Origin of the sequence: Faecalibacterium sp. 9 (genome assembly GCF_048320955.1) — a bacterium.
Taxonomy (GTDB): domain Bacteria; phylum Bacillota; class Clostridia; order Oscillospirales; family Ruminococcaceae; genus Faecalibacterium; species Faecalibacterium wellingii.
This window is the reverse complement of the sequence record NZ_JBLWGB010000001.1, coordinates 1,231,755-1,252,683: the sequence shown is the minus strand read 5'-3', so window position 1 is coordinate 1,252,683 and position 20,929 is coordinate 1,231,755. Positions and strand designations below refer to the sequence as shown.

23 protein-coding genes are annotated in these 20,929 nt (G+C 55.3%); 12 read left to right on the top strand and 11 right to left on the bottom strand.

The genetic code is table 11. The annotated features are described in order from the left end of the window. Positions 1 to 136: 136 nt before the first annotated feature. The 9 genes from ACKXF9_RS05950 to ACKXF9_RS05910 all read right to left on the bottom strand — a co-directional run bounded on the left by ACKXF9_RS05950 (position 137) and on the right by ACKXF9_RS05910 (position 7,703). Positions 137 to 1,918 (bottom strand): VirD4-like conjugal transfer protein, CD1115 family, encoded by a 1,782-nt coding sequence (locus ACKXF9_RS05950; RefSeq protein ID WP_349186214.1) that lies wholly within the window; start codon positions 1,916 to 1,918, stop codon positions 137 to 139. Continuing rightward, positions 1,915 to 2,373 carry a PcfB family protein gene (locus ACKXF9_RS05945; RefSeq protein ID WP_349186215.1) on the bottom strand — a complete coding sequence of 153 codons (459 nt, stop codon included), beginning with the start codon at positions 2,371 to 2,373 and terminating at the stop codon, positions 1,915 to 1,917. Before ACKXF9_RS05945 ends, ACKXF9_RS05950 begins: the two co-directional genes overlap by 4 nt. Before the next feature lie 30 nt (positions 2,374 to 2,403). Then, positions 2,404 to 3,024: a DUF3846 domain-containing protein gene (locus ACKXF9_RS05940; protein WP_120020532.1), complete on the bottom strand. Its 621-nt coding sequence runs from the start codon at positions 3,022 to 3,024 to the stop codon at positions 2,404 to 2,406. 8 nt (positions 3,025 to 3,032) lie between these two features. Further along, positions 3,033 to 3,455 (bottom strand): hypothetical protein, encoded by a 423-nt coding sequence (locus ACKXF9_RS05935; RefSeq protein ID WP_120020531.1) that lies wholly within the window; start codon positions 3,453 to 3,455, stop codon positions 3,033 to 3,035. A gap of 61 nt (positions 3,456 to 3,516) precedes the next feature. After that, a complete protein-coding gene (locus tag ACKXF9_RS05930) occupies positions 3,517 to 4,446 on the bottom strand; it encodes a ParB/RepB/Spo0J family partition protein (RefSeq protein WP_120020530.1) in 930 nt (309 codons plus the stop codon). Then, complete coding sequence (locus tag ACKXF9_RS05925) at positions 4,403 to 5,266, bottom strand: ParA family protein (RefSeq protein ID WP_418265574.1); 864 nt, start codon at positions 5,264 to 5,266, stop codon at positions 4,403 to 4,405. Before ACKXF9_RS05925 ends, ACKXF9_RS05930 begins: the two co-directional genes overlap by 44 nt. Beyond that, the gene (locus tag ACKXF9_RS05920; protein ID WP_120020528.1) at positions 5,235 to 6,113 is read right to left on the bottom strand and encodes a DUF6017 domain-containing protein; all 879 of its coding nucleotides are present in this window, start codon (positions 6,111 to 6,113) and stop codon (positions 5,235 to 5,237) included. The genes ACKXF9_RS05925 and ACKXF9_RS05920 overlap by 32 nt, the downstream gene beginning before the upstream one ends. Positions 6,114 to 6,242: 129 nt before the next feature. Then, positions 6,243 to 6,476, bottom strand: a complete 234-nt coding sequence (locus ACKXF9_RS05915; RefSeq protein ID WP_418265573.1) for a helix-turn-helix domain-containing protein — start codon at positions 6,474 to 6,476, stop codon at positions 6,243 to 6,245. 381 nt (positions 6,477 to 6,857) lie between these two features. Then, the gene (locus ACKXF9_RS05910) at positions 6,858 to 7,703 is read right to left on the bottom strand and encodes a MurR/RpiR family transcriptional regulator (RefSeq protein ID WP_339395337.1); all 846 of its coding nucleotides are present in this window, start codon (positions 7,701 to 7,703) and stop codon (positions 6,858 to 6,860) included. Between the two features lie 475 nt (positions 7,704 to 8,178). On the opposite strand from ACKXF9_RS05910, the gene ACKXF9_RS05905 reads away from it, so the two are divergent. From ACKXF9_RS05905 to ACKXF9_RS05860, 10 genes are all read left to right on the top strand, one after another. Then, a complete protein-coding gene (locus ACKXF9_RS05905) occupies positions 8,179 to 9,528 on the top strand; it encodes an ABC transporter substrate-binding protein (RefSeq protein WP_339395338.1) in 1,350 nt (449 codons plus the stop codon). Positions 9,529 to 9,649: 121 nt separating this feature from the next. Then, a complete protein-coding gene (locus tag ACKXF9_RS05900) occupies positions 9,650 to 10,573 on the top strand; it encodes a carbohydrate ABC transporter permease (RefSeq protein ID WP_005944588.1) in 924 nt (307 codons plus the stop codon). 15 nt (positions 10,574 to 10,588) lie between these two features. Then, positions 10,589 to 11,563 (top strand): carbohydrate ABC transporter permease, encoded by a 975-nt coding sequence (locus ACKXF9_RS05895; protein WP_154256055.1) that lies wholly within the window; start codon positions 10,589 to 10,591, stop codon positions 11,561 to 11,563. Between the two features lie 205 nt (positions 11,564 to 11,768). Further along, complete coding sequence (locus ACKXF9_RS05890) at positions 11,769 to 12,698, top strand: dihydrodipicolinate synthase family protein (protein ID WP_418265572.1); 930 nt, start codon at positions 11,769 to 11,771, stop codon at positions 12,696 to 12,698. A gap of 71 nt (positions 12,699 to 12,769) precedes the next feature. After that, entirely contained in the window at positions 12,770 to 13,219 is a 450-nt protein-coding gene (locus ACKXF9_RS05885; protein ID WP_249238144.1) for a YhcH/YjgK/YiaL family protein, read from the top strand. Positions 13,220 to 13,222: 3 nt separating this feature from the next. Further along, entirely contained in the window at positions 13,223 to 13,927 is a 705-nt protein-coding gene (locus ACKXF9_RS05880) for an N-acetylmannosamine-6-phosphate 2-epimerase (protein WP_097776405.1), read from the top strand. Positions 13,928 to 13,942: 15 nt separating this feature from the next. Further along, a complete protein-coding gene (locus ACKXF9_RS05875; protein ID WP_418265571.1) occupies positions 13,943 to 14,872 on the top strand; it encodes an ROK family protein in 930 nt (309 codons plus the stop codon). Between the two features lie 6 nt (positions 14,873 to 14,878). Beyond that, a complete protein-coding gene (locus ACKXF9_RS05870; RefSeq protein WP_249238142.1) occupies positions 14,879 to 15,517 on the top strand; it encodes a GDSL-type esterase/lipase family protein in 639 nt (212 codons plus the stop codon). A 203-nt stretch (positions 15,518 to 15,720) separates the two neighbouring features. Further along, complete coding sequence (locus ACKXF9_RS05865) at positions 15,721 to 16,200, top strand: hypothetical protein (RefSeq protein WP_418265570.1); 480 nt, start codon at positions 15,721 to 15,723, stop codon at positions 16,198 to 16,200. 298 nt (positions 16,201 to 16,498) lie between these two features. After that, positions 16,499 to 16,816 carry a DUF6465 family protein gene (locus tag ACKXF9_RS05860; RefSeq protein WP_249238140.1) on the top strand — a complete coding sequence of 106 codons (318 nt, stop codon included), beginning with the start codon at positions 16,499 to 16,501 and terminating at the stop codon, positions 16,814 to 16,816. Positions 16,817 to 16,958: 142 nt separating this feature from the next. Here ACKXF9_RS05860 and ACKXF9_RS05855 read toward each other — a convergent pair whose 3' ends face one another. After that, positions 16,959 to 17,612: a metallophosphoesterase family protein gene (locus ACKXF9_RS05855; protein ID WP_418265569.1), complete on the bottom strand. Its 654-nt coding sequence runs from the start codon at positions 17,610 to 17,612 to the stop codon at positions 16,959 to 16,961. A gap of 37 nt (positions 17,613 to 17,649) precedes the next feature. Continuing rightward, the gene (locus ACKXF9_RS05850) at positions 17,650 to 19,575 is read right to left on the bottom strand and encodes a BMP family ABC transporter substrate-binding protein (RefSeq protein ID WP_418265568.1); all 1,926 of its coding nucleotides are present in this window, start codon (positions 19,573 to 19,575) and stop codon (positions 17,650 to 17,652) included. A 172-nt stretch (positions 19,576 to 19,747) separates the two neighbouring features. On the opposite strand from ACKXF9_RS05850, the gene ACKXF9_RS05845 reads away from it, so the two are divergent. Next, entirely contained in the window at positions 19,748 to 20,311 is a 564-nt protein-coding gene (locus ACKXF9_RS05845; RefSeq protein WP_249238137.1) for a DUF1643 domain-containing protein, read from the top strand. Between the two features lie 47 nt (positions 20,312 to 20,358). Continuing rightward, positions 20,359 to 20,889 carry a phosphatase PAP2 family protein gene (locus ACKXF9_RS05840; RefSeq protein WP_339395345.1) on the top strand — a complete coding sequence of 177 codons (531 nt, stop codon included), beginning with the start codon at positions 20,359 to 20,361 and terminating at the stop codon, positions 20,887 to 20,889. Positions 20,890 to 20,929 lie beyond the last annotated feature (40 nt).

The following is a 20,929-nucleotide window of genomic DNA, read 5'->3' as shown; positions in this document are numbered from 1 at the left end:
GTTTTGATCTCCTTTGTTTTGAAAAAGTGACCCTGCACACTCCTGAAATCTGTTTGTAAAAAGCCGAAAGCCACGGCGAAGGTTGATTTTCTGGCGTACTTTTGGGTCAATGGGTAAAAAATAACCGCTCGTCTTGTCAGGCGGGCGGGAGTGAATCGACATCCACCATGATGAAGGTATCATCCGGGTGGATTTTTTCTTTTCGGTTCAAGAACTTCTCGATATCGAGTGCGTTCTTAGGGTCATAATCGGATGTGTATTTGTAGTTTGGATGCTGCGTCAGGTCATATTTGTCTGAAAGAAAAGGTCTGACACCGCGCAGTTGGAGGATGCACTTGCCGCCATCCAGCACAGCCAGTTCATCGCGGCTCATGAGTTCGTGACCAAGTTTTTGATAGTTGGTGCCATAGCTGGGGCTGTTTCCGCGCGTATCGGAAGTATTAAACCCATCAATTGTTTCCTTGCCGAGTGTTTCGGACAATTCTTTCAAGGTGGTAGGTTCGCTGCCGCCAAGGAAAATCTGAGAATCCATGTTGCCGACAATCGTATCGGCATTATCTTTGTAGATGGCTTTCAACTGGCTGCGGGTCTGCAAAACCAAGCAAGCCGAAATCTCGCGGCTGCGGATGGTGGCTACCAGCTTTTCCAGCTGTGGAATCTGCCCGATGTTGGCACATTCGTCAATCAGGCACCGCACATGGACAGGCAGCTTGCCGCCGTACACATCATCAGCTTTGTCGCATAAGAGGTTGAAAAGCTGGGTGTAGATCATGGAAATCAGGAAGTTGAAGGTGCTGTCCGTATCGCTCATGATAAGGAACAAGGCTGTTTTCCGGTCGCCCAGTTTGTCCAACTCCAATTCATCGTACATGGTGGCGTCCCGGATCTCTTGAATATCAAAGGGCGAGAGGCGGGCACCGCAGGAAATGAGGATGCTCTTGGCGGTCTTACCTGCGGCTAACTTGTAAAGTTTATACTGGCGCACGGCAAAGGAATTGGGCTTTTTCTTGCCTAAATCCTCAAACAGCAGGTCAACCGGATTTTGATAGGTTTCATCGTCCTCGGATACCTGCATGGTGTTGAGCATTTCCAACAGTGTTGCGAAGTTTTGCTCCTCAACCGGGGCTTCATAGTGGAGATATGCGATAAGCGAAACGAGCAAAAGCCGCTCCGCCTTGTCCCAAAATGGGTCGGCTCCCTGACCCTCACCTTTTGTGTTGGTCATCAGTGCGGTCACGAGTTTCAGAACATCCTTTTCACTGTGGATATACGCCATGGGGTTATAGTGCATCGACTTGGAAAAGTTGATTGTGTTGAAGAATTTTAGCTTGTAGCTGTACTTTAACAGGGCCTTACCACATTCAACGCCGACTGTACCTTTCGGGTCGGTGACCACGAATGATACCGGAAAATCTTTGGAATTGCATTGCAGCAGATTCGGTTTCAGGACGAAGCGCGTTTTACCACTGCCAGAACCGCCGACTACCAAAACATTCTTGTTTCTGGCGTTTTTCGGATCGGATGGACGGTTGGACATCATCAGCCGTTCCGTTTTGGTGAGGATAATGTTATCCTCAAATTTTTCGGCCATAAATGGGGCAATGTCCTTGGCATTTCCCCACCGGGCAGAGCCGTACTCCATGCCGTGACGGTACTTCTTAGCGTTTTTGCCTTTCAGGTACACCGCCAGCCGCATCCCGGCACCGCAGCACAGACCAATGAACAAGTCAAACGGATGCAGGCTGGGCAGCGGATTTGCAAATGCAGCCGGGAGCGTTCCCATCAGCGACACGATTTTATCGCCCAGTTCTTCGCCTACGGCCAGCCGCCATGCTTCACCCAGATTGGTGGCCAGCAGGCCAATCATCACATAGGGCAGGTAGAGAGCCAGCAGCTTGGAAAGTTTCTTTTTGCTCATAAGCCACGCTCCTCCTGCTTGTGCCGCACCTTGTCAGGCAGGTTTGCAACGGTCTGCGCCAGATCGTGCAGCTTTGCCAGCACAGAGGGGCGTTTGGTCTTGTCCAAAACTGCCGCTGAATATTCCTTGAAGGCTGCACTCAACGCATCGGTGTCCTGAGCCTTGAAGTAGATCATATAGTGCGGTGGGGTGTAGGACAGGTCTTTCTGGATGGCATAGTCGATGTGATACCGTTTGGCATACTTGTCAAAGTCCTTGATGCCGGTTTTCTGAATCTCGACATTGGTTACACCGCGATTCTGCCGCACCAGCCGTTTCATGGACTGCTTGCCCTGCGAAGCGTGCTTATCGTACTGCCGCAGCAGGAACTGCATCCCATGCAGCAGGGTGCGGGCAGATAGCTTTGTGGTCGAGATGGCAAAGTTGACCGTTTTATGCTCGATTTCTTCCTGCATTGTCACCACCTCCTGTGCAACAAGATGATTTTAACGGTCATGCTCTGCGGGGGGCTTGATGTGGGATTTTTCCTCTGCGGGCTGGACAGCTTCATCCGGGGTGGGCAGAATCACGAGATGACTGCCCAGTTTAACGAAGGTTTCAGGCTGGTGGAAGAACTGCTCATACTTCTGCGCCAGTTCTGGAGAGAGCGAGGCAAAATCTTCCTCACCCAGACCGACTACCAGAAAATTTCCTGCGACCACATCATAGGTCTGGCCGTGTTCATCCCGCAGGGCGCGATTCATGGGCAGACCGAGCAGTTTGCCCTCATCGTTGCACACGATGGCCACCGGGTCAGTAAAAGGATAAGTGGCTGTGATCGTGCCGCCGACGGCATCCTGCAAATCCTTCAGGTCGGTGCCGATGCTGATTTTCTGCGGATACGCACCGGGCTGAACCAGAAGAACATCCAGCTTCTCTTTGTTTTCAGAAAGTTCGTGTTCGCCCACGGTTTTGAAGTCAACGTCGATAAAGTCCTTGGAATCGAGGACATAATCATCGTTGTTCCATGATTCCGTGACCATCCGCTCTGCTTCCTCCTGCGAGGCAGCTTCTACGGATACCGTGCGCTGAAGCGTTTCGGTGATCTCCACATCAAATTTTTTCATAGGCTTCCTCACTCCATGCAGATGCAGGGCAACTTCTGATCGTCAGCCATCAGGGTAATGCTGTGACCTGCCAGATACTTCTGGAAGCGGTAGAGTTCATCCATGGACAGCGAAATAATGTCACCGTCCATGTCGATGCGCATCAGGATGACCGGACCGGTCAGATAGTGCTTGCCGCCCAGTTCCAGCACCTGCGCCGGGTTGTAGCAGAGCATCAGGGTGCTGTCAGGGATGTTGACACAGGCATCATCTTCATCGAAACAGGGCAGGATGTCGGGGGCTTCGTCCAGCGTGATAACGGTAAGTTCCATGTTAGGTGCGATGGCGGCGAGATAGATTTCGCCGTTCTTTCGCCCATCCTCCATGATGGTGAGGACGCGCATATCAATGGTGATTTCTTCAGAACGGATGGTACGGGTAGTGTTGTTCATAGGCTTTTCTCCTTTATTTGCAAAAGAAAAAGACCCAATCGGGTCTTTCAGTACGGTATGGTCAGCGTTCGTTCTCACGCTGCTGTTTGCGCTGCCAGCGTTCCAGCAGCATGATGATGGTATCTTCCATCTGCTTTGGCGTGTAGTTACGGGGAAAGTATTTCCGCAAGGTGTCATTTTTGATAATCACCTTATCCAGTTCGTCTTTTTTCGGCTCGCCCATCACAGCAAAGGCAACGTCATACGAGAAATGTCCTTCCTGTGCCAGCTTTTTAAGCCGCTGTGCCTGTGAGAGTGATGGGAAGTTCTGCGTATCGTTCATGGCTTCTAAAAAATCCCGCTGTTGGGCTTCGTCCAGATAGGACAATTCCACAGCGGGATTGAACGAAATTTTCTTTTCATCTACTATGTCAAGTAGTTCCGGGATAAGATTGGTCAGACGGATGAAACGTTGAATCTGATTGCGACTTTCACCAAGTTCTTCGGCCATGATTTGGTCGGAACGTTTTTGTGTCCCAATTTGGGACACATTTTCTTTTGACGGTCTACCGCTAGTTCTTTTCATGGCTTCCAACTTCATCTTGTACGCAAAAGCCCTTTCGCTGGGCAAAATGCTCTCGCGCTGGAGATTGCTGTCCACCATGAGCAGGATGGCGGCATCATCATCCATTTCTCGGACAATGACAGGAAGTGTGTCCAGCCCGGCAAGCTGAGCAGCGTGCTGGCGGCGGTGGCCGGAGATGATTTCATAACCACCCTCTGGTCGGGGCCGGGCAATAAGCGGCGAAAGTACTCCGTACTGTTCAACGCTTTCCACAGTGCGCTGCATGGATTCATCGTCCAGCACCTTAAAAGGATGGTTCTTGAACGGAAACAGTTCTGCAAGGGGAATTTGTTGCACCTGCTCCCACTTTTCCTCCTGCCGGGATTCTTCGGTGGAGAAGATGTCATCTGCTGCTTTCAGTGACACGTTTAAGCTGCTTTTCGGCATCGGCCAGCACCTCCTTCGTCAGAGATTGATAGGCTTCCGCTACTTTACCCTTTGGGTCATAGGTGAAAATGCTTTCGCCGGTCGTGCTGATTTCAGCAGCACGGACAGAGCGTGGAATGGTTGGCTCAAATACCTTGATTTTTCCGCCATAGGCTTGGCGGATCAGATTACTGATTTGCTTGTCGTAAGTGGTGCGGCTGTCTGTCATGGTCAGCAGGATGCCCTCGATTTTTAAGTGAGGGTTTATCTGTCGCCTGACTTTCTGGACGGTCTGGAGCAGTTGCTCCAAACCTTTAACCGGAAGATACTGCGCCTGCACCGGAATCAATGTCGTATCTGCCGCAGCTAAGGCATTGACCGTCAACATACCGAGGGAAGGAGTGCAGTCAATCAGGATATAGTCGTACTCGCGTTTTGCGCTTTCCAGCACCTGCTTCAGCATCTTCTCCCGGTTCATGGTATTGACAAGGGATACTTCCAGACCTGCCAGCTCGATGTTGGCAGGAATCAGATCAACCCCTTCATCATGGTGCAGGACACCTTCACCGGGCAGAATACTCTGGTCGTTCATGGCTTTTGCCATCAGGGTGGAAAGGGTAGTGGGCAGCTCATCGGGCTGCTGCCAACCCATGCTGATGGTCAAGCTGCCCTGCGGGTCAGCATCCACTAGCAGAACTTTTTTGCCCTCGGCAGCAAGGCCGATGCCCAAATTTTCGCAGGTCGTGGTCTTGCCGGTGCCGCCTTTCTGGTTGACAATGGCAGTCGTGGTACATTTCTTTGCGATAAAATCACCCCCTTTGGGAACCGTGCGCAAAGTCATGGTTCGTTCGATTTTGATAGGTCAGCTGCATCGTGGTCGGTGCGTTGTACAGAGAAGCGAGCAGATATTGTTTCATGTTTCGGATCGGGCTGCTGTTCTCTGCAAGGCACTTCAACACAAATTGGATGTGGTCGGCGTTCAGCTTCATAAAGCGGCTGCGCACGACTTCGGCGGGCTTATCGTCCCCAGCAATGCGCAGCATCTTGCGATTGGTGGCGCAGGTGTCCACCAGCAAATCTACGATCTGATAGAGGGTGTCCTCATCGTCCGGGCAGAGCCGGAGCAGAGTGTCCACCTCCAAAGACTGTGAAAAATATTCTTCCAGTTGTTCGCGTTTGCTCATCCCATCCTCTTCTTCCGAATAGAAAGGATAAGTTTCACTCTTTTCAGTATTATTTTCATCAGTCTTATTACATCGTGATTTTGCAGGGTCTTGACTTGCGCTTTTGAAGCCTCCAGAATCGTGAAAATCACGATTCTGGAATATTGATTTTGACGATTCTGCCGAAAAGTTTTTCACATACACCAAACTTGGCTTGCCCAAACCTCTGCGTTTTCGTTCAATCAAACCAAATTCTTCAAGTTCCCGCAGCAGCTTGGTCGCTTTGTTGTCTGCGCAACACAACGCCCTCTTGACATCCTCAATCGTGAAGATGATGAACACCAGGCCCTGCTCGTCCAGCCAGCCATTTTTAGCAGACAGGCTCATGCGGTCGAGCAGAATACCGTACAGTGTTTTGGCATCGGTTGACAAGTTCTGGAATCGTGGTTCCTGAAACAGTGCTTTGGGGATGCGGTAGAATGAGAAAAGTTCTCCGGCCTGTCCATAGAAGTAATCAAGGGTCATGCTGATTTTTCAACGGTGTGTCCTTTTTAATGTTCAAAATAAGACCTCCTATCTTTTGGGAGTAAATAAAAACAGCACACTATTTTTGTTGAAAAAGTAGTGTGCTGTGCGGTACAATATTCGATATGATTAGTCATCCAAAAGATAATCGATGAGATATTCTTTAGGAATCATGAAAGATCGGCCAACTTTCAGGCAGCGAATCCTGTGCTGATGCACCCGCCGTATCACGGCAGTCTGGCTTTTGAAGCCTAATAATTTTGTTGCATCCTCCACGGTAAGAACATCGGGATAGTTTGCAAACATTTTCTCGTAAAGTTCTTTTGCTTGAATTTTATTCATCATCCTTGACTTTCCTTTCATTTTGTGCCTAAGCAGAGGGGCGTTTAGCTCTGCATCCCTCCTAAATATCCCTCCAATTTTCTTTTGGACGTTCCAAATTGAAAAACCGGGATAGAGGGAAAAACAATCGAAAAGTCGTAAGTTTGGGCGAAAACATAGCGCAGATGCGCTAAAAAACATTTTTTGCGCCGGGAACTAGATATCGCCAGATATCACTGGATGGCACCAGATGGAAGATGAGTATAAAAACTCAAAATCTATTGGTAGCAATACCGTGTGGGTTCGACCCCCACCATCGGCACTCGATAAACCAGAATGATCCGAACCAGATTCCCTTTATGGAGTAAACGGTTCGGATCATTTGTTTTTTCCGGGAGAGCTGCGGATCGGTCGGCCCTTCTCTTACAGCATCTTCACCGCCAGCGCTTCGCTGGTGCGGTCCTGTGCATCCATGACGTTCTGGGGGTCATCCATGGTGTAGCGCAGCACAAGCACTTCTGCCACGTACAGCAGTGCCACCTTGATGGGGATGTTGCCGGAGTCCAGCGGGCTTTCCTGTGCACCGCACAGCAGCACGACATCTGCCAGCTTTGCACCGGGCGAGTCCTCGTAATGGGTCAGCAGGATGATCTTTGCGCCTGCTGCCTTGGCTGTGCGCAGGGTCTCCAGCATATCCCGGGTAGCACCGGAATAGGAGACGAACAGCACCACATCCTCCGGCGTCATCAGGCTGGCCGTGACCAGCTGCAGATGGCTGTCGCCCGCCGTGCGGAACTTGGTGGAAATGCAGGCGAACCGTGCGCAGATATCGTTGGCGATCAGCATGCTTCCGCCCTGACCCAGACAGTACACCTGCCGCGCCTTGCGCAGCAGCTCCGAGGCCCTGTCCACCGCTTCCGGTGAGAGCGCATTCTGTGTGCCGTTGATGGTGGTCATCAGCAGGGCACTGGCGTGCTCACACAGGGTGGCCGTGTCGGCGTCCGGTTCCGGCACACGCTGGTTGACCAGCGCACCGGTGGCATTGGCCTGTGCCAGCGCAATGCGCATTTCGTGGTAGCCCTCAAACCCCAGCGCCCGGCAGAAACGGAATACGGTGGCCTCTGCCACGCAGCATTCCTTTGCCAATGAGGAAATGGACAGGTACTGCGCTTCCCCCGCATGCTGCAGGAGGTACTCTGCCACGGTGCGGCCCGATTTTGTCAGGTCGCCTTGATGCTGCTGCAGCAGCTCCCAAAAATTCGTTGCCATTTTTTCTTTTTCCTCTTTTCCGGCGCAACAGTCCACAGACCCGGAACCGTTGCCGACCGTTTCATTCACCTTCTATAAAAAGTATAAAAGAATCACCCCCGCTTCGCAAGAGACGCATTGCCCACATTTTGGCCTGCAGTTCTGTGCAGAGCACACAGTTTTGATGGAAAAACAGGCCATTTTGTGAAAAACCTTTTCAATTTTACATTTTTGTTTGGAAATTCTTTTTCACCACAGAAGTGATGGGTTTGTACCATTTTGTAATAAATTCAGGAGAGTAAAGGGAGTTTTTCTTTGCATTTTATCATATATCCCACATTTTTGTGCATCATGCATATTGCTGTTCTGAAAATTTATGAAACCCGTGAATGGACAAAATGAAAATATTTTTCTATAATGGAGCCATCAAGAGCGGCCGCTGGCACGGCAGGCCGCCATCAACGTGAAGCATCTTGAATGCGAAGGAGAAACTACTATGAAAAACTGCATTTCCCGCCGTTCGTTCCTGAAGGCCGCTGGCATTCTGGGAGCAGCCGGCGCTCTGGCCGCCTGCGGCGGTTCTTCCAGCTCTACCACCACTGCTTCTTCTGCACCCGCAAGCTCCGCTGCAGGCGCAGCCGCTTCCTCCACCAGCATCAAGCTGTGGACATACCCCATCGGCGGCTGGGGCAATGACGAGACCGTTCAGAACCTCGTTTCCAGCTTCAACGCCAAGTATCCTGACATCAAGGTCACTGTGGAGTATCTGGACTACACCAACGGCGACGATCAGGTGAACACCGCCATCGAGGGCGGCAGCGCACCCGACCTGATCATGGAAGGTCCCGAGCGTCTGGTTGCAAACTGGGGCGCAAAGGGCGTCATGGCTCCGCTGAACGACCTGTGGACCGACGATGCCAAGAAGGACATCTACGAGTCCGTTGAGTCTGCCTGCAAGGATACCGCCGGCAACTACTACGAGTACCCCCTGTGCATGACCGCACACTGCATGGCCGTGAACATGACCAAGGTCAAGGAAGTGGGCGCTGACCAGTACATCGATACCGACAAGCACACCTGGAGCACCGACGGCTTCCTGAAGACCGTTGACGCCCTGTACAACGGCGGTTATGAGAACGTTGCAGCCATCTACTGCGCAGGTCAGGGCGGCGACCAGGGCACCCGCGCCATCATCAACAACATGTACGGCGGCACCTTTACCGATGCAGCCCACACCAAGTACACTGCCGACTCCGCCGAGAACATCAAGGCTATCCAGACCCTGCACGACACCAAGGGCATCAACTTTGACGCTTCCATCGCAGGCGGCGACGAGATCACCCTGTTCCGCAACGGCACCCTGCAGATGGCTTTCTGCTGGAACATTGCACAGCAGGCCAACAGCGACAACAACGACGCCGGTCTGACCAACGATGGCGACGAGATCTTCCCCATGGCCTTCCCCACCGAAAGCGGCGACCCGAAGCTGTGCGGCGGCATCTGGGGCTTCGGCATCTTTGATAACGGCGACGAGGCCAAGATCGAAGCAGCCAAGACCTTCATCGACTTCATCGCGGCCGACCCCGATCAGGTCAAGGACAGCGTGCTGGCTTCCACCTACTTCCCGGTTCGTACCAGCGTGGGCGATATCTACGCCGACAACGAGATCATGAGCGAGTACAGCAAGTTCATGGCTTATCTGGGCGACTACTACCAGATCACTCCGGGCTGGGCAACTGCTCGTACCGAGTGGTGGAACATGCTGCAGCGCGTCGGTTCCGGTGAGGACGTTGAATCTGCCGTCAAGACCTTTGTTGATAACGCAAACGCAGCTGCTCAGGCATAAGCCCATCCACTCTGCCGGGGGCAGATAATTACTGATTCTTCGCCCCTTCCTCGAAGATCCCGACGAGGGAGGGGCTTTATTTGTAAAAAATGCAAAATAACATCTCGACCGGAAAGGAACGGTGATTCTTTTGGCTGCAAAAACGGCGATCAAAGAGCCCAAGCGCAGCAGTGCGCTGGTACGGCGCGAAACCTTTGCCTCCTACTGTTTCCTGCTGCCCAGCCTGATCTTCTTCCTGGGCTTCGTCATCTATCCCATGGTGCTGTGCGTGGTGACCAGTTTCTTCGATTCCACCATGAACCGCGCCGATATCTTTGTAGGGCTTGCAAACTATAAGGAACTGTTCACAGACCCCATCTTTCTGGGTGCCTTAAAGAACACCTTCATCATCGTGGTGGTGTCGGTGCCCGTCACCTGCGCCTTCTCGCTGTGGGTCTCCTCTGCCATCGTAGACCTGCCCGAGTGGGCCACCAGCCTCTTCCGCTGCGTGTTCTACCTGCCCGTCGTCACTGGCTCCGTGGCTGTTACCGTGGTGTGGAAGTGGATGTACAACAACTACTACGGCATCTTCAACTATCTGGGCAAGACGCTGGGCCTCATTGACAAGAACATCAACTGGCTGGGTGATGAGCGCTTTGCTCTGGGCTGCATCATCCTGATCCTGCTCACCACCTCTGTGGGCCAGCCCATCGTGCTGTACGTTTCCGCTCTGGGCAATGTGGACCAGTCCATCGTGGAAGCCGCAGAAGTGGATGGTGCCACCGATTTCCAGTGCTTCTGGAAGATCAAGTGGCCCGCCATCATGCCCACCACCCTGTACATTCTGGTCATTACTACCATCAACTCCTTCCAGTGCTTTGCGCTGATCCAGCTGCTGACTTCCGGCGGCCCCAACCACAGCACCGATACCATCATGTACTACATCTACTACACCGCCTTCAAGCTGTACCGCTACGGCTACGGCAACGCAATGGGTGTGGTGCTGGCAGTCATCATCGCCATTCTGTCGGCTGTTCAGTTCAAGCTGGGCAACCAGGATAATTAAAGGAGGTGCCGGACAATGAGTGCAAATGCCGCTGCAAAAAAGCAAAAACCGTTGAAGCGTCACCCCAGTAAGCTCAAGAAGATGAGCGCCTACATGATCCTGACGCTGATCCTCATCAGCATCGTTGCGGTGCTGTTCGCCTTCCCGCTGTACTGGATCATCACCGGTTCCTTCAAGACCGGTGCCGCCATCAACGCCACCACCCCCGAATGGTGGCCCAGCCAGTGGGTGCTGACCAACTATCAGAAGCTGTTCTCCGGCAAGAGCGCCCCGCTGTGGCAGCTGGCTGTGCCCTTTGGCTCCAAGTTCAGCGCTAACGGCGAGCCCATCTACTTCTCGGTAGGCCCCACCGCTCCCGCTGCCATCCGCTGGATGATCAACACCGTGTTCATGGCCGTCATGTCCATGATCCTCACCTGCATCACCGCCGCCATGGCCGGCTATGCACTGGCAAAAAAGCGCTTTGTAGGCCGCAAGCTGCTGTTCACCCTTATCGTGTGTGCAATGGCTCTGCCCAAGCAGGTCATCCTGATCCCCCTGCTGCGCGAAATGAGCTCTTTGAACCTGTACAACACCATCTGGGCCGTCATCTTCCCCATCGTGGGCTGGCCCTTTGGCGTGTTCCTGATGAAGCAGTTCAGTGAGGGCATCCCCACTGAGATGCTGGAAGCGGCCCGCATCGACGGCGCAAGCGAGGCCAAGACCTTTATCGACATCGTGCTGCCCATGGTCAAGCCGGGCATCGGTGCACTGGCCATCTTCACCTTCATCAACAGCTGGAACGACTACTTCATGCAGTTGATCATGCTGTCCAGCACCAGCAACCTGACCATTTCTCTGGGCATTGCAAAGCTGCAGGCAGAGAACAGCACCGACTTTGGCCTGATCATGGCAGGTGCCGCACTGGCTGCTGTGCCTATCATCATCATCTTCCTCATTTTCCAGAAGTACTTTACCAAAGGCATCGCAATGGGTGCTGTCAAAGGCTAAAATCCCGACCGCGGCCGGTGGCCGAAACAGGGAGAAATTTTTGGCGCAGCGGTCTGCAAGACGCAAGGCCCTCACCAAGGGCCGAAGCGGATGCAGGGCACCGCAAGAGAGCGCTGATGCCGCTGCCCGTAATCGAAAGCTCACGAGCTTGATGCAAAACCATTTCATCTGTATTTATTACTATTTGTAAAGAAGGGTTTGGAACATGAAAGATATCAAAAAATATCAGGGTGTCATCCCCGCCTTTTACGCCTGCTACGACGCAGAGGGCAATATTTCTACCGAGGGCGTCAAGGCCCTCACCCGCCATCTGATCGCCAAGGGCGTCAAGGGCGTGTATGTGGGCGGCTCCTCCGGCGAGTGCATCTACCAGCATGTGGATGAGCGCAAGGCCGTTCTGGAAGCCGTGATGAGCGAAGCCAAGGGCAAGCTGACCGTCATCGCCCATGTCGGCTGCAACAATACCGCCGACAGCGTGGAGCTGGCCCGCCATGCCGAGAGCGTGGGTGTGGACGCCATTGCATCCATTCCCCCCATCTACTTCCACCTGCCGGAGTACGCCATTGCAAAGTACTGGAACGATATGTCCGCTGCTGCTCCCAACACCGAGTTCGTCATCTACAACATCCCGCAGCTGGCAGGCACCGGCCTGACCATGAGCCTGCTGAAGGAAATGCTGAAGAACCCCAACGTGATCGCAGTGAAGAACAGCTCTATGCCCACCCAGGACATCCAGATGTTCAAGGATGCCGGTATCGCCGCCCGCGGCGAGGGGAATTTTGTGGTGTTCAACGGTCCCGATGAGCAGTTCGTTTCCGGCCGCGTCATCGGCGCAGACGGCGGCATCGGCGGCACCTACGCCGTCATGCCCGAGCTGTATCTGGCCATGAACGATCACATCAACAAGGGCGAGATCAAGCAGGCTCAGGAGATCCAGTACGAGGCCGACCGCATCATCTACAAAATGTGCGAAGCCCACGGCAACCTGTACGCCGTGCAGAAGGAGATCCTGCGCCGGATGTACGGTCTGGAGCTGGGCGGCGTGCGTGAGCCGATGCCCGGCCTGATCCCGGAAGATGAAGCCATCGTGGCCGAAGCACAGGCCATGATCGAAGCTGCCATCGCAAAACTGTAAAATTGAAGCAGCGCCCCTCTCCGTCTCTTTTCAGAGGGGAGAGCGGGCGCTTGTTTTTGGAGGGACGTTTTATGATCTGTGATACCCTGCAGCACCTGACGCGCTACAAGGGCCTTTGCAAAAATCTCGACACGGCCATTGATTACCTGCTGACCCACGATCCTGCCAGCCTGCCGCTGGGCCGCACCGAGGTGGATGGCGAGGAAGTTTTTATCAACACGATGGATGCCACGCTCCATTCGGACGATGGCTACCACCCGGAATATCACAAAAAGTATGCTGACCTGCAGCTCGACATCACCGGCAGCGAGGGCTGGGGCTTTACCACGAACCCCGGCAGGGAGATCGGCGATTTTACCGGCGACTGCGGTTTTCAGGACAGCGCCAGTGTCGTGACCGGTGCACTGGGTGAGGGACGCTTTGTGCTGTTCTTCCCCACAGAGCTGCACAAACCCGGCCTTGTACAGCACGGCTGTGTGGGCGTGCGCAAGGCTGTTGTAAAGATTCGGATGGAGGATTGAACGATGGATAAGGAAAAGCTGTTTGCTCAGATCAAGGGCGGTCTGATCGTCTCCTGTCAGGCACTGGAGACCGAGCCCCTGTACACGAAAGAGGGCGGCGTGATGCCGCTGATGGCAAAAGCCGCCGCCATGAGCGGCGCTGTGGGCATCCGCGCCAACACCGTGCGGGACATCACCCAAATCAAGCAGGTGGTGGACCTGCCTGTCATCGGCATCATCAAAAAGGACTACCCCGGCACGCCCATGTACATCACCGTCACCATGAAGGAAGTGGACGAGCTGGTGGCCTGCGGGGTGGACATTCTTGCCGTGCAGGGCACCGGTGCCCTGCGCCCGGACGGCTCCACCTCCGCTCAGTTCATCCGCGCCATCAAGGCAAAGTACCCCGACCAGCTGGTCATGGCCGACTGCGACAACTTTGAGAACGCCATGGCCTGCGCCGAAGCCGGTGCCGACTTTGTGGGCACCACCATGCGCGGCTACACCCCGGAGACCAAGGGCATTGACGATATCGACTTTGATTTTGTCCATAAGCTGGCCGCAGAGTGCCCGGCAAAGGTCATTGCCGAGGGCCACATCCACTACCCGGAGCAGGCGGTCAAGGCGCTGGAAGCCGGTGCATTCGCACTGGTGGTGGGCGGTGCCATCACCCGCCCGGCAGAGATCACGGCCCGCTTTACCGGTGCCATCAACGCTGCAAAAAAGTAAAATGGAGTGTGCCGGATGAAACAGTATTTTGGCATTGATATCGGCGGCACTGCCGTCAAGCTGGGCATCGTGGACGAGACCGGCAGGGTGCTGCTCAAGGGCGAAGAGAGCGTCAGTTTTGACGGCTACCAGACGCCTGTTCTCACCACCGTGCGCAGGGCCGCAAAGGAGTTTTTGACCGCAAATTCCATCCCGGTGGAAAGTCTTGCGGGCATCGGCGTTTCGGCCACCGGTCAGATCGACAGCCGCAAGGGCATCGTGGCCGGTACCTGCGGCAATTTTCCCAACTACATCGGCAGTCCTATCAAAGCTGCGCTGGAAGAGGACTTCGGCCTGCCCGTCACAGTGGCCAACGACGCCAACTGCATGACGCTGGGTGAAGTGTGGGTCGGCGCCGCACAGGGCTGTACGGACGTCATCGGCGTGACACTGGGCACCGGCGTGGGCGGCGGCATCCTGACCGGAGGCCGTCTGCTGGAGGGCGCGCGGGGCCTTGGCGGTGAGCTGGGCCACTACCGCACCCACGCGCTGGACGGTGTGGACTGCACCTGCGGCGCAAAGGGCTGCTGGGAACGCTACGCCGCCACCACCGCGCTGGTGCGCGCCGCACAGGAAAAAGACCCGGCATGGAAGGATGGCCGCGCCATCTTTGCTGCTGCAGAAGCAGGCGACGAAACAGTTCTTGCTCTGCTGGATGCATGGACGGACGAGATCGCACAGGGCCTTGCCGGCATGGTGCACATCTTCAACCCGCAGCTCATCCTGATCGGCGGCGGCGTGAGCGCGCAGCAGAAACTGCTGATCGACCCCATTGCCGCAAAGGTGAAAGCATCGGTCATGCCCGCCTTTGCAGAGGGGCTGGAAGTGCGTGCCGCTCAGCTGCACAACGACGCCGGTATGGTGGGCGCAGTGTACTACTTCCGACAGACCATGGAAAAGGAGTAATTGTATATGAAAACACATATCCTCTGTCTGGGTGATTCCAACACCCACGGCTACTGTGCCGACCCCAACGACTGCGCCGACCACGGCATCCGCTTCAATGAAGAGGAGCGCTGGACCTGCCGCCTGCAGAAGGCACTGGGCGAGGAATATCTTGTGACGGAAGAGGGCCTTTCCGGCCGCACCACCGTGTTTGTGGACCCCATCCACGAATCCATGGATGCCCTCAGCGTCATCTATGCCCTGCTCAAGAGCCATGAGGTCATCGACCTGCTTATCATCATGCTGGGCACGAATGACGTCAAGGAGCGCTTTGGTGCCAACGCCGCCTGCATCGCTGCGGGCATGGAGCGGCTGATCCTCAAAGCCAAGAGCGTGGACTGCTGGGGCACCAAGCAGCCCAACATTCTGGTGGTGGCACCTCCTCCCATCGGTGCAGGCTTCCACGATGCCGTGATGGGTGATGGCTGTGTGGAAAAATCCGCCGGTGTAGCCGGGCAGCTCCGCATCATCTGCGAGCGGCAGGGCGTGCACTTCCTGGACGCAAAGGACTGCGAGTTCAATCAGGTGGACTTCATGCATCTGACCCGCAAGGGTCACGCACAGCTGGCGGAGCTGCTGGCAAAAGAAGTGCCGGGCCTGATCTGAGCAGAGCATGATTTTAAAAGCTCCGCTCTGAGCATCTTTAGCGGAAATTATTAGAGCAATACCGGACAGACTGCGGTCTGTCCGGTATTGCATTTTTACGGAAAGGGTCGTAACCGCAAACAGCATCGGCTCAATTCATCTTGTAAATACCGTTAAAATCGGCTATACTTTCCGCAGAAAGAACCATTGAAAGGAACTGTGCCATGCCTGAACTTTTAAAAGCGCCTGTCACCCCTGCCCAGCAGGCAAGAGATGCCCTTCTCGGTGCCCTCGTGGGGCTTGCCCGGGCCACCACCAGCGAGCCAAAAACGGACGACACCGACGAGGTGCTGAACGCCGGTCTGCGTCTTGCCGCACAGCCGGATGCCCCGGAGGAAAAGCTGCACCGGATGCTGGAGGTCGTACGCACCGAAAAGCACCGCGTTGCCCCGGGCTGTGCCTCCTGCGCCATGCCCTGCGGCAACACGAACGATTACGACCTTGCCCGCCTGTGGGCTGCACCGGAAACGATCCGCACCCTCAAACTGCAAATGCTTTCCGCCGCATTCGCGCTGGCCCAAAAGCGCCCGCAAGGGCAGGCGCAGACCGCCGTTTATCAGCTGCTGTTCACCCTTGCAGAGGACTGGGATGCGGAGCTTCTTCTGCCCGTAGTGCAGCACGCGCAAAAGCTTTGCCGGGAGTAAATCAGCACCCGGAAACCGCGTTTTTAACCCGAAAGGTTTGTACTTTTCGGCTTTCTCGGAAGTGCTGTGAAAAGTCTGCCTTTTTCTGTGCTTTGGCGGCATTTGCACGGCACTGCGTCCGCAAAAAGCATTCCGGACAGTTTGTTTCCCGATTTCCTGCCTTTTTCCGAAAGTTTTTTGCAAAAAAGACTTTACAAACCATTTCCAAAAACATATTATATAAGTAATATATTTCATGGAGCCAATGCTGCGCAACCCATTGTGCAGCATCCAAATACGATCAAGGAGGGGTTCATCTATGCCCGAAAAGAAAAAGACCGCAGCGGCTGCTCCTGCTGTGGAAGCTCCTGCCGCTGAGGCCAAGGAGACGAAGGAGACCAAGACCCGCAAATCCGCCAAGGCCTCTGCACGCCGCGGCCGTCCCCCGCTTGCACCGGAGCTGTACGTGGAGTTCAGCGGCAAGCAGTACAACGTGACCGATATCATCGACCGCGCCAAGGCCGATTACCGTGCCACCCACAAGGTGGGCGTGCAGTCCTGCAAGGTCTATATCAAGCCTGAGGAAGGTGCCGCCTACTACGTCATCAATAAAGTTTCCGGCAAGCTGGAGCTATAATTTTCACCTTGCTTTTTCCGGCCTGCGGCGATGCACTCCGCACCTGTTCCGTTGCGGGCCTTCCGTTCCCACAAATGGCTCCATTTCAATTGCAAAAGCAGCCCTGCACCATCACGATGCAGGGCTGCTTTTTTGTGATGTATTACACCCCAAACCACTTTTTCCAGAACGGGCGATTCCGGATCTCAGGGTCCGGGTCCGGGATCTCAAACACATAGCGCTCCGTGGCATTGATGACCGTCGTCCCGCCGCGGGTGCACACGCGCGGCAGCTTGGCATCATAGTTCAGGTGCACATGCCCGTGCACGAACCACTGCGGCTCGTATTCGTCCATCAGATCGTTGAAGCATTCAAACCCCTTGTGGGCGCGGTCTGTATCATCATTCAGACCCGCTGCCGGCGAATGGGTCAGCAGCAGATCGATGCCGCCCACCTGATGAGCCCTGCGCGAGAGCTTGTGCGCACGGCGGCGCATTTCCCGTTCCGTATACTGAAAGCTGTCCTCCCGGTTGTTGTAGCGGATGCTGCCGCCCAGCCCCATGATGCGCAGGCCCTTCCACACATAAACGCTGTCGTCCACACAGATGCAGCCTCCGGGCTCATTTTCGCGGTAGCTGCCGTCGTGGTTGCCGTGGACATATAAAATAGGGGCTGCTGTAAAGTTTGTAAGGTATTCCAGATACTTCTGCGGCAGGTCTCCGCAGGAAAGGATCAGGTCGATCCCCTCCAGATGTTCCCGGGTACCGTAATCCCACAGCGCTTTAGAGGGCACATCCGAAATTGCAAGAATTTTCACTTCAGGTTTGCTCCATTCTCTCTCGGCCGCGGGCCGCTTATTTTACAAATCCTTTCAGGGTGTTGAGGCCGTTGATGGACATCAGCGTATGGGTTTTGACATCCAGCTCATCGTAGTGGGGCAGTCCGCCTTCCACGCATTCGTCCAGCCAGTCCATTTCCATCAGCTCCTTGGGGCTGTAGAGGGTGGCTTCCGGCGAGTGCAGCACATGCCCCTGCGCGAACAGATCTTCCGGGAAGATGCGCAGATCATCCTCGTGCAGCATCTTTTCCATCAGATCCAGCAGCTGCAGGGTGCCTGCGGGCAGGTCTTTGCTGTAATCGATCTCCTCTGCACCGCTGCGCATGCCCCACCAGTAATTCACCGCCCGGGCACCGGCAGCATCGCTGTCCCATGCACCGTCAAAAATGGAACGCACGATCTCGATATAAAACGTATCCCACCGCCACACGGGCAGGCCCAGCGGCTGCAAACTGCCGTCCGGCATCCGGCGCACAAGGCCGTAATCCCGGTGGGTGCCTTCCGGCTCGCGGTTATCACGGGCATAGAAGATCTCCACATCCTGCCGGTCGGAGAAATCCAGCGGGTGCGCCGGGTCCTGCAGGCAGGCCCAGCGCAGCACCACTTTTGCCTCCGGGCGCACGGTCTTCAGGCCCTGCGCAAAGGCATTTACCGCCGCCGGGATGCCATACACCGGGTTTGCCGCCACATAACCCACGCGGTCAGTCCTTGCCATCACGCCGGCCAGCATTCCCAGCAGATAGGTCACTTCATACGTGCGGGGATAGTAGGTGCGCACCAGCGGATGCGGCGCGTTGAGCGAGCAGTTCAGGATGCGGGTCTTGGGGTGCTGAGCCGCCACCTTCAGGCAGGCGGTATGCATCCGGGCACTCGAAGTGAACACCACATCGGCATTGTCGTGGGCCACATCCTCCAGCACCTGCTCCGCGTCCACCTCGGGCTCGATGTTCTCTTTGCGGGTGATGAATACCCGGTCCGGGAACGCCTGTTGCAGCGCTTCGATGCCCTTGTCGTGGGCGCGCACCCATGCGCTGTTTTCGGCGTTGTGCTCGTGCAGGAACACCACCTTCAGCTCGCTGGGCTTTGTAAAGATGTTCAGCTTTGCCAGCAGCGGTTCGCCGGGGCCCTGCTTCGGCTCCAGCGAAAGGGCCACGGCCTGCGGCTCGGTGAGCACCTTCACCTCATCCCACAGCTTTTCCAGATTCTGCTTCATCTGGCTGGGCGTGCTCTCGCAGGCGTCCGCGTAACGGTAGACCGACAGATACACCAGCATGGCATCGCCGGCAGTCAGATTCAGTCCGCCGCCGCCCAGAGCCAGAAACTGCTGGCGGAACATAGTATAGAAGGAGGAAAAGCTCAGCCGATCATCATCCGTCCAGCTTTCTCCGCTGGCCTTGCACACCAGCGTCTGCAGTTTTGCGTAACCCCCCAGACGGGAGAAATGCACATCGTTGACCTTGGAGAGCTTATAAAAATCCAAAAATTCGTAGTAGATACGGTTTTCCAGACTGTCGTTCCGTTCCGGGACGAGCCGCGTGACCGTGCCCGCGATCCTGACCGCATCAAAATACTTGAGCACCGATACCCGCTTGTTGCCTTCCTGGACATAGAATTTGTTCAGGAACTCGTAGGCGATGATGGGGGTGTGGATGCCCTCGTCCAAATGCGCATCACAGAGGTTCGACCACTTGCCTGCAAACTCGGTGTCCGGCTCCAGCAGGGGCATAAAGTTCGGTGCAAAGGCGGTGTGACGGCCGCTGGTCTTTGTGCCGACGATGCTTTCCGCCGGGATCTCCACAAGGCCCAGCGGCTCCTGCGCCACAATGTTCACATTGACCAGAATATCGTCCAGCACCGCCAGATACGGCGACTGGCCGCGCGCCACGCAGGCGCGGTAAGCACGCTGGCCGCTCTTCAGTGCGTTCTTGTAATCTTCCAGCATAGTTGCTCCTTTTTTTCAGCTGCAATGCGCTGCAGCCAGCTGCCGCAGCGTCCTGCTTCAGTATACCATGAAATTTGATTTTATGGGAGGATTTTCCGCACAAAAGAGTTGATTTATCCTGCACTTTCAGGTACGATAATAGAAAGTAATTGATGATAGGAGCAGCTCACCCATGCAGACCGAACAGATCCCCGTTCTCAAGGCCGACGAATATCCCGGCGGCATCTGGTATTACGAACCCCATACATACCAGCCCTACCGCTATGTGCTGGGCCGTGTGGGCCGGCACCCGCTGGTGTGCATCGGCATCAACCCCAGCACCGCACAGCCCGGCGCACTGGACCCTACCCTGAAAAGTGTGGAGCGTCTTGCCGCCGCCAACGGCTTTGACAGCTGGATCATGTTCAATGTATATCCCCAGCGCGCCACCGACCCAAATGATATGGATCGCGTGCCGGACCGTGCCCTGTGTGACGAAAATCTGCGCTGGCTCCGGGCAGTTCTGGCCCAGACCGAACCCACCATGTGGGCGGCATGGGGCACCCTGATCGAAAAGCGGGACTACCTGCCCGGCCTGATGCGGGAAATGGTCGCCCTGACCCGGGAAAGGGAGATCCCATGGGTCACCTTTGGCCGGCGCAGCAAAAAGGGACATCCCCATCATCCGCTGTATCTGCGCAAGGATTCCACCCCTGAACCCTTTGATGTGGAAAACTATCTGGATACCTGCTTTTGACCTGTTGCCTGTTGTAAAAATTCCGACCTGATGCGGAGGGATCTGTTTTGACTGCAGAACATTATCACGCCCTGCACAGCTGGATGGATGCCCACCCCGCTGTCAGCCGCTGTGTGGTGGCGCTGGACCGCTGGCTGCCGCTCATCCCTTTTGTATGCTACCCCGTGCTGCTCTGCCTGCTGAATATCCGGCTGTTCCATCTGCTGGGCAGTCAGGCTGCTCTGGACTTTATGGTGACCATTGCGCGCGCGGTGTTCGTACCGGGGTTCACCTTCTGGGGCGGCACCATCCTGCGCGATAAGCTCAATCTGCCCCGCCCCTATGAGCAGCCCGGCTTTGAGCCCTTGCGCCGCAAGGAAACAAAGGGACACTCCTTTCCCTCCCGTCATGCGCTGAGCGCCGCCGTGCTGGCCATGGTGTGGATGTACTTCTACCCGAAAGCCGGCTGGGCGATGGTGGGCATCACCGTGCTCATCTGCATCGGCCGGGTGCTGACCGGTGTGCATCACATCCGGGATGTCGTCGGCGGAGCCGTGCTGGGTTTTGCGTTGGGCTATGCGGGCATGTGGCTGCTGTAAAGGCCGGGTCTGGCAGGTTTTGAAAAAAGAAAAAAGAATT